Source organism: Streptomyces sp. NBC_01717 (genome assembly GCF_036248255.1).
In the GTDB taxonomy this organism is placed as follows: domain Bacteria; phylum Actinomycetota; class Actinomycetes; order Streptomycetales; family Streptomycetaceae; genus Streptomyces.
Map to the genome: position 1 here is coordinate 5,785,164 of NZ_CP109178.1, position 15,440 is coordinate 5,800,603.

The following is a 15,440-nucleotide window of genomic DNA, read 5'->3' on the forward strand; positions in this document are numbered from 1 at the left end:
CGATGCGGGAATCACTTATCCCGGGGACTTTGTTAGCCTGGTGTCGGCACCGGCTCGATCCAAGCCCCCGGGCCCAACCTTCGTCGCTACGAGCGACCACTTGCCGCGAGGCGAGCATGGCGGGTCGGTGCCGCTCAAGTGAAAAAGACAGACCCGCGTCACCTTCCGGTGGCGCGGGTCTGTTTTTGTCGGTGGCCTGGTCCGGCGGTCGCGGCCGGGGCTGCCAGGGTTCCACCAAGAGATCAAATCTCGTATGGTGGAAAACACTTTCCGAAGAGTGGCAGTCATTACCGGCTACCGGCCAGTAGGTGCGAACATCGGGAAGCGTGTCCGAGGCGAGCGCCCCGGCCGCGCAGCAATGAAGCTAGGGAAAGCGAAGGACTCGGCCATGGCAACGGCGCCCAGCGTCTCGTACTCGATGACGGTCAGGCTGGAGGTGCCCGCGAGCGGTACAGCGGTCTCCCAGCTCACCACGGCCGTGGAGTCCTCCGGCGGTTCGGTCACCGGCCTCGATGTGACCGCTTCCGGTCACGAGAAGCTGCGGATCGACGTCACCATCGCGGCATCCTCCACCGCGCACGCGGACGAGATCGTCGAAGGCCTGCGCGACATCGAAGGTGTCGTGCTGGGCAAGGTCTCCGACCGTACGTTCCTGATGCACCTCGGCGGCAAGATCGAGATGGCGTCCAAGCACCCCATCCGCAACCGTGACGACCTCTCGATGATCTACACCCCGGGTGTGGCGCGGGTCTGCATGGCGATTGCCGAGAACCCCGAGGACGCTCGACGTCTCACCATCAAGCGCAACTCCGTCGCAGTTGTGACGGACGGCTCCGCCGTACTCGGCCTCGGCAACATCGGTCCGATGGCGGCCCTGCCGGTGATGGAGGGCAAGGCGGCCCTCTTCAAGCGGTTCGCCGGCATCGACGCCTGGCCGATCTGCCTGGACACCCAGGACACCGACGCGATCGTCGAGATCGTCAAGGCGATCGCCCCCGGCTTCGCGGGCATCAACCTGGAGGACATCTCCGCACCCCGCTGCTTCGAGATCGAGGCACGGCTGCGCGAGGCCCTCGACATCCCCGTCTTCCACGACGACCAGCACGGCACCGCGATCGTCGTGCTGGCCGCCCTGACCAACGCACTGCGCGTGGTGGGCAAGGGAATTGGGGACGTACGCGTCGTCATGTCCGGCGCCGGAGCGGCCGGTACGGCCATCCTGAAGCTGCTCATCGCCGCGGGCGTCAAGCACACCGTCGTCGCCGACATCCACGGTGTGGTGCACGCGGGTCGCGAGGACCTGGTCTCCGCCGACCCCGACTCGCCGCTGCGCTGGATCGCCGACAACACCAACCCGGAGTCGATGACAGGCACGCTCAAGGAGGCCGTCGTCGGCGCCGACGTCTTCATCGGCGTCTCCGCTCCGAACGTGCTGGACGGCAACGACGTCGCGGCGATGGCGGACGGCGCGATCGTGTTCGCGCTCGCGAACCCGGACCCCGAGGTGGACCCGGCAATCGCCCGCCAGACCGCGGCAGTTGTGGCCACCGGGCGCTCCGACTTCCCGAACCAGATCAACAACGTGCTGGTCTTCCCGGGTGTCTTCCGCGGTCTGCTGGACGCTCAGTCCCGCACGGTCAACACGGAGATGATGCTCGCCGCGGCCGGCGCCCTCGCCGAGACGGTTGCCGAGGACGAGCTGAACCGGAACTACATCATCCCGTCGGTCTTCAACGACAAGGTCGCGGGCGCGGTCGCCGGGGCCGTCCGCACGGCCGCGAAGGCCGCTGGAGGCGCTGTGACGGGCTCGGGGAACTCCATGTGAAGCCACGGCTTCCCTTACCCGCCACGGCCCCTGCCGGGGGCTGTGGCGGGCCGCGGCGCCCCCCACGTAGGCCCGTCCCACGGCGCGTCGCGGGTCGCGGGGCCCCAAACGCCCCTTTAGGGTGGGCGGGCAGCGAGCCCCGCAGGACCCCGCACCCGCTGTGGACCCGCCGCGGGGCGCTCCAGCATCTGCTGAGGGCCGCTTCAGGGAGTCGACGGAACGTCACCACGACGAGGCAGTGGCGGCTTTCGTGTGACTCCGGAGGGTGCCGGATTGGCTTTCCCGCCGCAGGTGGGGGCAGGATGCGTATTCGGGCGCGAGGGTCTGACGTCAGACCCGGGTCCGGGGACTGTCCGAGGGCCCTGGCAGCATCGGCTTCGATCTCACGCCTCACAGGCAAGAAGAACACGGGAGTAACAACATGAACCGCAGTGAGCTGGTGGCCGCCCTGGCCGACCGCGCCGAGGTGACCCGCAAGGACGCCGACGCCGTGCTGGCCGCGCTCGCCGAGACCGTCGGTGAGATCGTCGCCAAGGGCGACGAGAAGGTCACCATCCCCGGCTTCCTGACCTTCGAGCGCACCCACCGTGCCGCTCGCACCGCTCGTAACCCGCAGACCGGCGACCCGATCAACATCCCGGCCGGCTACAGCGTGAAGGTCTCCGCGGGCTCGAAGCTCAAGGAAGCCGCCAAGGGCAAGTAAGCCCCGTAGGCACGACGGAGGGCGGTCACCCCGACCAGGGTGACCGCCCTCCGGCGTGTGCAGGCCACAGAATCCGCTGCAAGGGCGCTGTGAGCCTCTGTGAGGCCACTGCCGGGCCGTAGCGAGGTTCTGGCGGCGAAAGGCCGTGTGCGCAGGGCTGGCCGGCGAACGAGAAGCGGGGGCCCGGGGCAGTGCCCCGAACCCCCGCGTCGGCCCTGGCCGTCGGGCGCCCGCCCTCAGACCAGTGACCCGCCGGGCAGCTCCACCTTCGCGCCCAGCTTCTCCAGCTTGTCCATGAAGTTCTCGTAGCCACGGTTGATCAGGTCGATGCCGTGCACCCGGGACGTGCCCTGCGCCGCCAGCGCGGCGATCAGGTACGAGAACCCGCCGCGCAGGTCCGGGATGACCAGATCCGCGCCCTGCAGCTTCGTCGGCCCGGACACGACCGCCGAGTGCAGGAAGTTCCGCTGGCCGAAGCGGCAGTCGGAGCCGCCCAGGCACTCGCGGTAGAGCTGGATGTGAGCCCCCATCTGGTTGAGCGCGGACGTGAAGCCGAGCCGGGACTCGTACACCGTCTCGTGGACGATGGACAGGCCCGCGGCCTGCGTCAGCGCCACCACCAGCGGCTGCTGCCAGTCGGTCTGGAAGCCGGGGTGCACGTCCGTCTCCAGGGCGATGGCGTTCAGCGCGCCGCCCGGGTGCCAGAAGCGGATGCCCTCGTCGTCGATCTCGAAGGCGCCGCCGACCCGGCGGAACGTGTTCAGGAACGTCATCATCGAGCGCTGTTGTGCGCCGCGCACGTAGATGTTGCCCTCGGTCGCCAGCGCCGCGGACGCCCAGGAGGCCGCCTCCAGGCGGTCCGGGATCGCCCGGTGCGTGTAACCGTCGAGCCGGTCGACACCGGTGATCCGGATCGTCCGGTCGGTGTCCATCGAGATGATCGCGCCCATCTTCTGCAGCACGCAGATGAGGTCCTCGATCTCCGGCTCCACGGCCGCGTTGGACAGCTCGGTGACACCCTCGGCGAGCACGGCCGTCAGCAGCACCTGCTCGGTGGAGCCCACCGACGGGTACGGCAGCCGGATTTTCGTACCGCGCAGCCGCTGAGGGGCCTCCAGGTACTGGCCGTCCGCCCGCTTCTCGATCGTCGCGCCGAACTGCCGCAGCACGTCGAAGTGGAAGTCGATCGGCCGTCCGCCGATGTCACAGCCGCCGAGTCCCGGAATGAACGCGTGGCCCAGCCGGTGAAGCAGCGGACCGCAGAAGAGGATCGGGATGCGCGACGAGCCCGCGTGGGCATCGATGTCGGCGACGTTCGCGCTCTCGACATGGGTGGGGTCCAGGATCAGCTCACCCGGCTCGTCACCGGGGCGGACCGTCACACCGTGCAGCTGCAGCAGGCCCCGCACGACCCGCACATCGCGGATGTCGGGCACATTGCGCAGCCGGCTGGGCCCGCTGCCGAGCAGCGCGGCGACCATCGCCTTCGGCACCAGGTTCTTGGCGCCTCGGACGCGGATCTCGCCCTCCAGCGGGGTTCCGCCGTGGACAAGCAGGACATCGTCTGTGCCGGTCATGAATCTCGCGTTCCGGAGTGGTCGGGCAGGGGGCCAACCGAAAGGGTAATGGGCAGGTACCCCCCTTCCATAAGGCTACGGGGGGTGTACGAATGTCATGAATCCGCTATAACACGTTCTGCTGGCCGAGCCTTGCGGAGGGTCACCATCCACAAGCGCCTCCCGGACCGTGCGCTCTCCGTGCACCCGTGCGCCCTGAGCTGCGCTCCGGCCCCCTTCGGCGCCCGGCGTACCACTTGGTCCCCATGGAGGGCGAAGATGCGGGATCATTTCTGCCATGACCGAGGTGTCCTCGCTCACAGGGCGACTGCTCGTGGCCACGCCCGCCCTGGCGGACCCGAATTTCGACCGGGCGGTGGTGCTGCTCCTCGACCACGACGAGGAGGGCTCGCTCGGCGTGGTCCTGAACCGCCCGACCCCGGTCGGTGTCGGTGACATCCTCGTGTCCTGGGCCGACCTGACCGCCGAGCCGGACGTCGTCTTCCAGGGCGGCCCCGTCTCGCTCGATTCGGCGCTCGGCGTCGCGGTGATCCCTGGCGACGAGGGGCCGCTCGGCTGGCGGCGGGTGTACGGGGCGATCGGTCTGGTGGACCTGGAGGCGCCTCCGGAGCTGCTGGCGGCGGCGCTCGGCTCGCTGCGGATCTTCGCCGGATACGCGGGCTGGGGGCCCGGACAGCTGGAGACCGAGCTGACCGAGGGGGCCTGGTACGTGGTGGAGTCCGAGCCCGGAGACGTCTCCTCGCCGCGTCCGGAACAGCTGTGGCGGGCGGTCCTGCGCCGTCAGCGCAGCGAGCTCGCCATGATCGCCACCTATCCGGACGACCCTTCGCTCAACTGAAGCCCGGGCCTTTCAGTACCCTGGCTGTTATGAGCACTCTTGAGCCCGAGCGCGGGGCAGGTACGGGGACCCTCGTAGAGCCGACGCCGCAGGTGTCGAGCGGCGACGGCGACCACGAGCGCTACGCCCATTACGTCCAGAAGGACAAGATCATGGCGAGTGCCCTGGAGGGCACCCCCGTGGTGGCACTGTGCGGGAAGGTCTGGGTACCGGGGCGTGACCCCAAGAAGTATCCGGTCTGTCCCATGTGCAAGGAGATCTACGAGTCCATGGGCGCCGGTGGCGACAAGGACAAGGGCAAGGGCGGCAAGGACAAGAAGTAGTCCGTCCCCGACCGTTCGGGCCGAGGCCCCCGGGAGCGCGCTGACGCGTGCTCCCGGGGGCCTTTTCGTATGCCCTTTCGTAGGCCCTGGGTTGTTTGCCCGTATCGCTCGGTCACAGATTGGTTGAGACCACTTGTCGGCGTCCGTGACCGCTCCTACTCTCCTGCCAGTTGTGGAGAACGAAACGCGCGTTGCATATGTTGCAACGCTCAATCGGTAGGGGTTCCGGATGAAGCTTTCCGCCCGAATTGCCGCCCCGGTCGCGGCGCTTGTGCTGGCCGGCCTGACCGCCACCGCCTGCGCGCCGCAGACCTCCGACACCGGCGCCAAGGGGGACGAAAAGACCGGGACGCTGCGCGTGTGGCTGTTCCAGGAGGTCGGCAACAAGCCCAAGGAGCAGGTCGTCGACGCGGCGGTGGCCGACTTCGAGAAGACCCACAAGGGTGCGAAGGCGGAGATCGAGTACATCCCCGTCGACACCCGCGCCCAGCGCATCAAGGCCGCCTTCAACGATCCCAAGAGCGCCCCGGACCTCATCGAGTACGGCAACACGGACACGGCCGGCTACGTCAAGGACGGTGGACTCGCCGATGTGAGCGAGGAGTTCGCGGCCTGGGACGAGGCCAAGGACACCGACCCGACCGCGAAGCAGTCGGTGACGGTCGGCGGCAAGGTGTACGGGGCGCCGCTCTTCGTCGGCGTACGCGCGCTGTACTACCGCACCGACATCTTCAAGGACCTGGGCATCGAACCCCCCAAGTCGCAGGCCGAACTCATCTCCACCGCCAAGAAGATCCACAAGAAGAAGCCGGAGCTGTACGGCCTCGCCGTCGGTGGCGCGTACACGTACGGCGCGATGCCGTTCATCTGGGCGAGCGGCGGCGAACTCGCCACCGAGAGCGGTGGTACGTACAAGGCGGCCATCAACAGCGACCGGGCCCGCAAGGGCATCGAGGCGTACACCTCGCTCTTCGGTGACAGCAACTGCCCGGCCGCCAAGTGCGCCGCTATGGGCGGCAATGCGACGGTCACCGCCTTCGCCTCCGGCAAGGCGGCCATGGCGATCGGCGGCGACTTCAGCCACGCGGCCGTCGAGGCGGGCTCGGTGAAGGGCAAGTACGCGGTGGTTCCGCTGCCCGGCGCGTCCGAAGGATCGATCGCCCCCGCGTTCGCGGGCGGGAACAACATCGGCGTACTGAAGAGCAGTTCGCACCGCACTCTCGCCGTGGACCTGATGAAGTCGCTGACCGGCAAGCAGACCCAGGAGAAGCTGTTCGACGCGATGGGCTTCCTGCCGACGTACACCGATGTGCGGGCCACGGTCGCGCAGAAGGAGCCGTTCGTCGAACCGTTCGTCAAGACGCTGGGCGCGGGAGCCAAGTTCGTCCCGGCCTCGCCGGGCTGGGGCCAGATCGACTCCTCGCTGATCCTGCCGACGATGTTCCAGGAGATCGTCAGCGGCCGTAAGGACGTGGCACAGGCCTCGGACGACGCGGCGAAGAAGATGGACGCGGCGTTCGCCGACGCGGGCTGACGATGACGGCGAACAGCACGGCGTACAAGGCTCCTGCGGCGGCCGGGACGGGCAGCACGCCCCGGCGCCGCCTCTCCCGGGGACCGGCTCGCCGCCCCGGCTGGACCCCCTGGCTCTACCTGCTGCCCGCGCTCGTCCTCCTCGGCGGGCTCCTCCTCTACCCGATCTACCAGCTCGGCCTGATCTCGTTCCTGGAGTACACCCAGGCCCAGGTCAGCGGCGGTGAACCGACCACCTTCCAGGGGTTCGGGAACTACGCGACGCTCTTCGGCGACAGCCAGTTCTGGCAGGTGCTCCTCGCGACCGTGGTCTTCGCCGCGGCCTGTGTGCTCGCCACCCTGCTGGTCGGCTGCGCGCTCGCCGTCCTGCTGACGCGCGTTCGGGCCCTGCCCCGGCTCGCGCTGATGCTGGCGGCGCTCGGCGCCTGGGCGACGCCCGCGATCACCGGCTCCACCGTCTGGGTGTTCCTTTTCGACCCGGACTTCGGACCGGTCAACAGGGTGCTGGGGCTGGGCGACTTCTCCTGGACGTACGGGCGCTACAGCGCCTTCGCCCTGGTGCTCCTCGAAGTGCTCTGGTGCTCGTTCCCGTTCGTGATGGTGACGGTGTACGCGGGCATCCGGGCGATCCCCGCCGAGGTACTGGAGGCGGCCGCGCTGGACGGCGCCTCGCAGTGGCGGATCTGGCGGTCGGTCATGGCGCCGATGCTGCGACCGATCCTCGTCGTCGTCACCATCCAGTCGATCATCTGGGACTTCAAGGTCTTCACGCAGATCTATGTGATGACGGGCGGCGGCGGCATCGCGGGCCAGAACCTGGTGCTCAACGTGTACGCGTACCAGAAGGCGTTCGCGTCCTCGCAGTACAGCCTGGGCTCGGCGATCGGGGTCGTGATGCTGGTGATCCTGCTGGCCGTCACGCTGGTCTATCTGCGCCTGGTACGGCGCCAGGGGGAGGAACTGTGAGCGTGCTGCGCATCCGTCGTCCGGGCAGGCTGGCCGCCGAGGCCGCCGCGCTCCTGATCGCCGCCGTGGTCGCCTTCCCGCTGTACTGGATGGTGCTCTCCGCACTCAAGCCGGCGGGAGAGATCCAGTCCACCGACCCCCGGCCGTGGACGCTGTCGCCGTCCCTGGACTCCTTCCGCCGGGTCCTCGAACAGCACGATTTCGGCCGCTACTTCCTCAACAGCCTGATCGTCGCCGGCACGGTCGTCGTCGCGTCCGCACTGGTCGCCTTTCTGGCGGCGACGGCGGTGACCCGCTTCCGCTTCCGGTTCCGCACCACCCTGCTGATCATGTTCCTGATCGCACAGATGGTGCCGGTGGAGGCGCTGACCATCCCGCTGTTCTTCCTGATGCGGGACTTCGGCCAGCTCAACACGCTCGGTTCGCTGATCCTGCCGCACCTCGCCTTCTCGCTGCCGTTCGCGATCTGGATGCTGCGCGGCTTCGTCAAGGCCGTCCCGGACGCACTGGAGGAGGCCGCCTACATCGACGGCGCGAGCCGCACCCGCTTCCTGTGGCAGATCCTCTTCCCGCTGGTCCTCCCGGGGCTCGTGGCGACCAGTGTCTTCTCGTTCATCTCGACCTGGAACGACTTCCTGTTCGCCAAGTCCTTCCTCATCAGCGACACCTCGCAGTCGACGCTTCCGATGGCGCTGCTGGTCTTCTTCAAGCCGGACGAGAACGACTGGGGAGGGATCATGGCAGCCTCGACGGTGATGACCGTCCCCGTTCTGGTCTTCTTCGTACTCGTACAGCGACGCCTGGTCTCGGGGCTGGGCGGAGCGGTTAAGGACTGACGTCATGGACATGGAACTGATCCCGGCACCGGTGAGCGTCGGCGACCAGGGACGGTGCGGCTTCCTGATGGACCGGGGCACGACCATCACCGGGCAGGACGGCACCGAGTCCACCGAGCGCTGGCTCCGCTCCACGCTCGGCGCCGCCTTCGGCCTGTCGCTCCCACCGGGCGACGAGGGCAAGGACAACACCATCCTGCTGCGCATCGACCCGGCCCTGGAGCCCGAGGGCTACCGGCTGTCCACCGGGACCGGCCAGAGCGTCGTGATCACCGGCGGCAGCCCCGCCGGGGTCTTCTGGGGCGCCCAGACCCTCCGGCAACTCCTGGGACCGGAAGCCTTCCGCCGGGCTCCCGTCTCCGACGGCGTTCCCGCGCGCATTCCGTTCGCGGACATCGAGGACCGGCCCCGCTTCTCCTGGCGCGGCATGATGCTCGACGTCTCGCGGCACTTCCTGCCCAAGGACGATGTCCTGCGCTACCTCGACCTCCTCGCCGCCCACAAGCTGAACGTCTTCCACTTCCACCTCACCGACGACCAGGGCTGGCGGGTGGAGATCAAGCGCTACCCGAGGCTCACCGAGGTCGGCTCCTGGCGCTCCCGTACCAAGCACGGGCACCGGGCCTCGGAGCTGTGGGACGAGACCCCGTACGGCGGCCACTACACCCAGGACGACATCCGCGAGATCGTCGCGTACGCCGCCGAACGGCATATCCGCGTCGTCCCCGAGATCGACATCCCGGGCCACTCGCAGGCCGCCATCAGCGCATACCCGGAACTGGGCAACACCGACGTCATCGACACCACCACCCTCTCCGTGTGGGACACCTGGGGCGTCAGTCCGAACGTACTCGCGCCCACTGACGACACCCTGCGCTTCTTCGAAGGCGTCTTCGAGGAGCTCCTCGACCTCTTCCCGGCCGCCACCTCGCCGTTCATCCACGTCGGCGGGGACGAGTGCCGCAAGGACCAGTGGAAGGAGTCCCCGACCGCCCAGGCCCGCATCAGGGAGCTCGGCCTGGCCGACGAGGACGAGTTGCAGTCCTGGTTCATCCGGCACTTCGACCGCTGGCTCACCGCGCGCGGCCGCCGACTCATCGGCTGGGACGAGATCCTCGAAGGCGGCCTCCCGGACGGCGCGGCCGTGTCGTCGTGGCGCGGGTACGCGGGCGGCATCGCCGCAGCCGAAGCGGGGCACGACGTGGTGATGTGCCCGGAGCAGCAGGTGTATCTGGACCACCGTCAGGACGGCGGCCCCGACGAACCGATGCCCATCGGGTACGTGCGCACCCTCGAGGACGTCTTCCGCTTCGACCCCGTACCGCCGGGCCTGACCGAGGAGGCGGCCGGTCACATCCTCGGCACCCAGGCCAACGTGTGGACCGAGGTCATGCAGAACCGGTCGCGCGTCGACTACCAGGTCTTTCCGCGGCTCGCGGCCTTCGCCGAGGTCGCCTGGTCGGCACTGCCCGCCCCCGCCGACCGGGACTTCGCCGACTTCGAACGGCGAATGACGGCGCACTATGCCCGACTTGACGCGCTCGGCGTCGAGTACCGCCCGCCGGGCGGCCCGTTGCCGTGGCAGCGACGCCCCGGCGTTCTCGGACGCCCGATCGAGGGGGCGCCCCCGAACGTGTGAGCCCGGCCGCAGTGCGGGTCCGGCCACCACGGTTCCTGGGAACGTGGTGGCCGGTAAGCGTCCACCGCACGAACGGAACAAGTCGTACAACCATGGCTGAAGAGTGCCAATTCACACTCTGCGCCGAAGAGGTGCGAAACGGGACCATCTTCCAGATCGGGGACGGATGCACCCTTCGCGGACCCTCGCGTCGGTCCGATCGGAAGATGTGCCAGAGTTGCCACGTCCGGCCTTCGAGCACGTACCGTACGGCGAAACAAGCCGGACGCCGGGACACCGGGAAGGGGCAGCTGGGTTGACCACGCACGCACCGCAGGCGGCGCAGTCCGTGACGCTGCCCGCCTCGCTCGACGAGGCCGTGGCAGCGCTCGGCGCCATGCCTGCCGCCGTTCCCGTGGCCGGTGGCACGGATTTGATGTCGGCCGTCAACAAGGGGCTCCTGCGCCCCTCCGGGCTGGTCGGCCTCGGCCGGATCAGTGAGCTCCGCGGCTGGCACTACCAGGACGGTCACGCCCTGCTCGGCGCCGGCCTCACCCACGCCCGGATGGGGCGGCCCGACTTCGCCGCCCTGATCCCCGCCCTGGCCGCTTCCGCGCGCGCTGCGGGCCCGCCCCAGATCCGTAACGCCGGGACACTCGGCGGCAACATCGCCACCGCCGCCCCGACCGGCGACGCCCTGCCGGTGCTCGCCGCCCTGGAGGCCGAGCTCGTCATCGCGGGACCCGGCGGCGCCCGCCGCGAGATCCCCGTCTCGCACCTGCTGGCCGGCCGCGAGATGCTGGAGCCCGCGGAGCTGATCGGCTTCGTCCGCGTACCGCTGCTGCACGCGCCGCAGGTCTTCCTGAAGGCGACCGGCCGCACCGGCCCCGGCCGGGCCACCGCATCCGTCGCGATCGTCCTCGACCCGGCCCGGCGTGGGGTGCGCTGTGCGGTCGGCGCCATAGCGCCGATGCCGCTGCGCCCGCTGGAGGCCGAGCGGTGGATCGCCTCGCTGATCGACTGGGACGGTGAACGGGGCCTGGCATCCGACGCGCTGGCCGCGTTCGGCGAGTACGTCGCGGCGGCGTGCATCCCGGACCAGGCACCGCCCGCCGACGGGGGCGAGGCACCACCGCTGCCGCCCGCCGTACTGCATCTGCGGCGCACGGTCGCCGCGCTCGCCCGACGCGCGCTGGGGAGGGCACTGTCGTGAGCAACAACAACCACGAGGACCACAACGAGCAGCACGGGGGCTGGCAGCCGACCCCGCAGGGCGGTGAGTACGACTCCGAGGCCACCGCCTTCGTCCACCTGCCGCCGGAGGACCTGGCGAGCGCGCCGCTGGCTGCCCCCGGCCATGGCTACGTGCCGCCGATGATCCTGCCGCTGACCCCTGCGGCCGGGCTCGACCCGGCGGCGACGGGCAGCTGGGTGGTCCGGACGCAGGGCCCGCCGGAGGGCGGCGCGGAGCAGCAGGCGCAGGGCACGGTGCATTGGCCGGATCCGAACCAGCAGCAGCACGGGTACCCGCAGCACGAGCAGCACTCGGCGGCCGAGCAGTACGCCCAGCACGAGCAGCACTCCGCGGGCGAGCAGTACGCCCAGCACGAGCAGCACTCCCCGGGCGAGCAGTACGCCCAGCACGAGCAGCACGGTGAGCCGCCGGCCGCGACGGGCCAGTGGGACTTCGCCGAGGCGACGGCCGCAGAGCCCCTCGGCCACACCGGCCAGTGGACGATCCCGGTCGCCGAGGGCGACCTCCCGGACGAGTCCGGTGAGTTCACGACCTCGGCGCTGGCCTCCCAGTGGTACGGGGACCGGACGCCGCCGGCCACGCTGCCGGGCGGCGCCCCCGCGCCGTGGGCGACGCAGCCGGAGCCGGCCCCCGAGTCCCCCGAAACGGCCGTGGGGACGCCGGCGCACGGTGTGGACCTCACGCAGGCGCCTGTCCCGGAGTCCACGCGCGTCCACGTGCAGCGCGATGCGGACGCCGAGCTGCCGACGGAGCCGGCCGCCGACCCGACGGCGGACCTCGTGCCGGACCTGGTCCCGGACCCGGCCCCGGACCTGGTCCCGGACCTCTCCACGGACCTGGTCCCCGGCGTCGAGACCGACACCGACACCCCCGCCGCCGCACTCGCTGCGGAGGAGGTCCCGGCCGACGCACCGCCCCTCGACACAGCGAGCGAGCACCCCGCCGCCTCCTACGTCCTGCACGTGAACGGCGCCGACCGCCCGGTCACCGACGCCTGGATCGGCGAGTCGCTGCTCTACGTGCTGCGCGAGCGGCTCGGCCTCGCCGGTGCCAAGGACGGCTGCTCGCAGGGCGAGTGCGGTGCCTGCAACGTCCAGGTCGACGGCCGGCTCGTCGCCTCCTGCCTGGTCCCCGCGGCCACGGCTGCGGGCAGCGAGGTCCGTACGGTCGAGGGCCTGGCCGTCGACGGCGAGCCGTCCGACGTCCAGCGGGCCCTGGCCAACTGCGGCGCCGTCCAGTGCGGCTTCTGCATCCCCGGCATGGCCATGACCGTCCATGACCTGCTGGAGGGCAACCACGCCCCCAGCGAGCTGGAGACCCGCCAGGCGCTCTGCGGCAACCTGTGCCGATGCTCCGGTTACCGCGGCGTGCTCGACGCCGTGAGCGAGGTCATCGCGGGCCGCGAGGCCAGCGCCGAAGCCGCCGCCGTGCCAGGCTCCACGTCCCCGTCCGCGGAAGCGCACGCCGACGAGGCGCGCATCCCGCACCAGGCAGCCCCGGGTGCCGGTAGTGTCCAGCCACATCTGCAGGACGGAGGCATGGCGTGAGCAACGACGCAGCCACCGCGGCCAACGCGACCCGCACGACACTCACCACCCCGCCGGTCGACAGCCCCGACACCGAGCCGCCCGTGTTCGGCCTCGGCGCCTCGCTGCCGCCCGCCGACGCCCGTGCGAAGACCGAGGGCACCTTCCCGTACGCGGCCGACCTCTGGGCCGAGGGACTGCTGTGGGCGGCGGTGCTGCGTTCCCCGCACCCGCACGCCCGAATCGTGTCCATCGACACCAGCGCCGCCGCCGAGATGCCGGGCGTACGCACGGTCGTCACGCACGAGGACGTCCCCGGCGACGGTGCGTACGGCCGCCGGGTGGTCGACCGCCCGGTCTTCGCGTCCGAACTGGTCCGCCACCACGGCGAGCCGATCGCCGCCGTCGCCGCCGACCACCCCGACACGGCCCGCCTCGCCGCGGCGGCGATCGTCGTCGAGTACGAGATCCTCGAACCGGTCACCGACCCGGAGAAGGCCTTCGAGGCCGAGCCCCTGCACCCCGACGGCAACCTGATCCGTCACATCCCGCTGCGCTACGGCGACCCGGACATCGCGGGCGAGGTCGTCGTCGAGGGCCTGTACCGCATCGGCCGCCAGGACCCGGCCCCGATCGGTGCCGAAGCCGGACTCGCCGTGCCCCGCCCGGACGGCGGCGTGGAGATCTACACCGCCTCCACCGACCCGCACACCGACCGCGACCTCGCCGCCGCCTGCTTCGGTCTGGAACCGGACCGGGTGAAGATCGTCGTCACCGGTGTCCCCGGCGCGACCGGCGACCGCGAGGACCCGGGCTTCCAGCTGCCGCTCGGCCTGCTCGCCCTGCGTACCGGCTGCCCGGTCAAACTGGCCGCCACCCGCGAGGAGTCCTTCCTCGGCCACGCCCACCGCCACCCGACGCTGCTCCGCTACCGCCACCACGCGGACGCGGAGGGCCGACTGGTGAAGGTGGAGGCGCAGATCCTCCTCGACGCGGGCGCGTACGCCGACGCCTCGTCCGAGTCCCTGGCCGCAGCGGTGGCCTTCGCCTGCGGTCCGTACGTCGTTCCGCACGCCTTCATCGAGGGCTGGGCGGTCCGTACGAACAACCCGCCGTCCGGCCATGTGCGGGGCGAGGGCGCGATGCAGGTCTGCGCCGCGTACGAGGGACAGATGGACAAACTGGCGGCGAAGCTGGGCATCGAACCGGCCGAAGTCCGCCTGCGCAACTCCCTCTCGACCGGCGACATCCTGCCCACCGGCCAGACCGTGACGTGCCCCGCCCCGGTCGCGGAACTCCTGCGAGCGGTACGGGACTTCCCGCTCCCCACACTCCCGAAGGACTCTCCCGAGGACGACTGGCTGCTGCCAGGCGGCCCGGAGGGCGCGGGCGAGCCGGGCGCGGTGCGCCGCGGCGTCGGCTATGCACTGGGCATGGTCCACATGCTCGGCGCCGAGGGGGCGGACGAGGTGTCCACGGCCACGGTCAAGGTCCACGACGGCGTTGCCACGGTCATCTGCGCGGCGGTCGAAACCGGCCAGGGTTTCTCGACCCTGGCCCGCCAGGTGGTCCAGGAGACCCTGGGCATCGAGGAGGTCCTCGTGGCCTCGGTCGACACCGACCAGCCCCCGGCCGGCCCCGCCACGCACGGCCGTCACACCTGGGTCTCCGCCGGAGCCGTCGAACGGGCCGCCAAGATGGTCCGTACCCAGCTCCTCCAACCGCTGGCCCACAAGTTCGGCATGTCCACGGAGCTGCTCCAGATCGCCAACGGCAAGATCACCTCGTACGACGGAGTGCTGTCCACGACGGTCACGGAAGCGATGGACGGCAAGGAGCTCTGGGCCACCGCCCAGTGCCGCCCCCACCCCACCGAGCCACTCGACGAGTCCGGCCAGGGCGACGCCTTCGTCGGCCTCGCCTTCTGCGCGGTCCGCGCGGTCGTGGACGTCGACATCGAACTCGGCTCGATCCGCGTGGTGGAGATGGCCGTCGCCCAGGACGTCGGCCGGGTCCTCAACCCGTCCCAGCTGGCGACCCGTATCGAAGCGGGCATCACCCAGGGCATCGGCACGGCACTGACCGAGAACCTCCGCACGGCCCGCGGTCTGATCCGCCACCCCGACCTAACGGGTTACGCACTGCCGACGGCGCTTGACGCTCCGGACATTCGCATCGTCAAACTCGTCGAGGAACGCGACGTGGTGGCCCCCTTCGGCGCCAAGCCCGCCTCGGCGGTCCCGGTGGTGACGTCCCCGGCAGCGGTGGCCGCGGCAGTCCGCGCGGCGACGGGCCGCCCGATAAACCGCCTCCCGATCCGACCGCAGGCGGCTGTGGCGGCGGTCAACTCCTGACCGATTTGCGTTGCACATGCAACACGGAGATGCGCGCTGTCACCGCTGCTGACTACAGTGATCCCCAAAGCTGAAGGAAGCTGCAT

At 70.4% G+C, this 15,440-nt stretch carries 12 protein-coding genes; 11 read left to right on the forward strand and 1 reads right to left on the reverse strand.

Going from position 1 to position 15,440, the window contains the following annotated elements; genetic code table 11:
* Positions 1–388: 388 nt before the first annotated feature.
* Both OHB49_RS26165 and OHB49_RS26170 read left to right on the forward strand, forming a co-directional pair.
* Positions 389–1,825, forward strand: coding sequence for an NAD-dependent malic enzyme (locus tag OHB49_RS26165; RefSeq protein ID WP_030971145.1), 1,437 nt, complete (start codon positions 389–391; stop codon positions 1,823–1,825).
* Positions 1,826–2,246: 421 nt separating this feature from the next.
* The gene (locus OHB49_RS26170; RefSeq protein WP_003968811.1) at positions 2,247–2,528 is read left to right on the forward strand and encodes an HU family DNA-binding protein; all 282 of its coding nucleotides are present in this window, start codon (positions 2,247–2,249) and stop codon (positions 2,526–2,528) included.
* A gap of 236 nt (positions 2,529–2,764) precedes the next feature.
* Here the strand turns inward: OHB49_RS26170 and murA are convergent, their stop codons facing one another.
* A complete protein-coding gene (murA, locus tag OHB49_RS26175) occupies positions 2,765–4,105 on the reverse strand; it encodes a UDP-N-acetylglucosamine 1-carboxyvinyltransferase (RefSeq protein ID WP_030922987.1) in 1,341 nt (446 codons plus the stop codon).
* Positions 4,106–4,382: 277 nt separating this feature from the next.
* Between murA and OHB49_RS26180 the strand changes: the two genes are divergently transcribed.
* The 9 genes from OHB49_RS26180 (at position 4,383) to OHB49_RS26220 (ending at position 15,354) form a co-directional block, all read left to right on the forward strand.
* Complete coding sequence (locus tag OHB49_RS26180) at positions 4,383–4,943, forward strand: YqgE/AlgH family protein (RefSeq protein ID WP_030971143.1); 561 nt, start codon at positions 4,383–4,385, stop codon at positions 4,941–4,943.
* A 29-nt stretch (positions 4,944–4,972) separates the two neighbouring features.
* Entirely contained in the window at positions 4,973–5,266 is a 294-nt protein-coding gene (locus OHB49_RS26185) for a DUF3039 domain-containing protein (RefSeq protein ID WP_063756076.1), read from the forward strand.
* A 229-nt stretch (positions 5,267–5,495) separates the two neighbouring features.
* Positions 5,496–6,800: an extracellular solute-binding protein gene (locus OHB49_RS26190; protein WP_329163454.1), complete on the forward strand. Its 1,305-nt coding sequence runs from the start codon at positions 5,496–5,498 to the stop codon at positions 6,798–6,800.
* Positions 6,801–6,802: 2 nt separating this feature from the next.
* Entirely contained in the window at positions 6,803–7,765 is a 963-nt protein-coding gene (locus OHB49_RS26195; RefSeq protein ID WP_030971139.1) for a carbohydrate ABC transporter permease, read from the forward strand.
* Positions 7,762–8,601 (forward strand): carbohydrate ABC transporter permease, encoded by an 840-nt coding sequence (locus tag OHB49_RS26200; RefSeq protein WP_030971138.1) that lies wholly within the window; start codon positions 7,762–7,764, stop codon positions 8,599–8,601. The genes OHB49_RS26195 and OHB49_RS26200 overlap by 4 nt, the downstream gene beginning before the upstream one ends.
* Before the next feature lie 4 nt (positions 8,602–8,605).
* Positions 8,606–10,240, forward strand: coding sequence for a beta-N-acetylhexosaminidase (locus OHB49_RS26205; protein WP_329163459.1), 1,635 nt, complete (start codon positions 8,606–8,608; stop codon positions 10,238–10,240).
* A gap of 295 nt (positions 10,241–10,535) precedes the next feature.
* Positions 10,536–11,432, forward strand: coding sequence for an FAD binding domain-containing protein (locus OHB49_RS26210; RefSeq protein ID WP_329163461.1), 897 nt, complete (start codon positions 10,536–10,538; stop codon positions 11,430–11,432).
* Positions 11,429–13,021: a 2Fe-2S iron-sulfur cluster-binding protein gene (locus OHB49_RS26215; protein WP_329163463.1), complete on the forward strand. Its 1,593-nt coding sequence runs from the start codon at positions 11,429–11,431 to the stop codon at positions 13,019–13,021. Before OHB49_RS26210 ends, OHB49_RS26215 begins: the two co-directional genes overlap by 4 nt.
* On the forward strand, positions 13,018–15,354 hold the full coding sequence (locus tag OHB49_RS26220; protein WP_329163465.1) for a xanthine dehydrogenase family protein molybdopterin-binding subunit: 2,337 nt from the start codon (positions 13,018–13,020) through the stop codon (positions 15,352–15,354). Before OHB49_RS26215 ends, OHB49_RS26220 begins: the two co-directional genes overlap by 4 nt.
* The last annotated feature ends 86 nt before the right edge of the window (positions 15,355–15,440 follow it).

Coding starts and splice junctions, on each gene's coding strand:
- OHB49_RS26165 (WP_030971145.1), top strand. CDS start 389: ATGGCAACGGCGCCCAGCGTCTCGTACTCGATGACGGTCAGGCTGGAG.
- OHB49_RS26170 (WP_003968811.1), top strand. CDS start 2,247: ATGAACCGCAGTGAGCTGGTGGCCGCCCTGGCCGACCGCGCCGAGGTG.
- murA (WP_030922987.1), bottom strand. CDS start 4,105: ATGACCGGCACAGACGATGTCCTGCTTGTCCACGGCGGAACCCCGCTG.
- OHB49_RS26180 (WP_030971143.1), top strand. CDS start 4,383: ATGACCGAGGTGTCCTCGCTCACAGGGCGACTGCTCGTGGCCACGCCC.
- OHB49_RS26185 (WP_063756076.1), top strand. CDS start 4,973: ATGAGCACTCTTGAGCCCGAGCGCGGGGCAGGTACGGGGACCCTCGTA.
- OHB49_RS26190 (WP_329163454.1), top strand. CDS start 5,496: ATGAAGCTTTCCGCCCGAATTGCCGCCCCGGTCGCGGCGCTTGTGCTG.
- OHB49_RS26195 (WP_030971139.1), top strand. CDS start 6,803: ATGACGGCGAACAGCACGGCGTACAAGGCTCCTGCGGCGGCCGGGACG.
- OHB49_RS26205 (WP_329163459.1), top strand. CDS start 8,606: ATGGACATGGAACTGATCCCGGCACCGGTGAGCGTCGGCGACCAGGGA.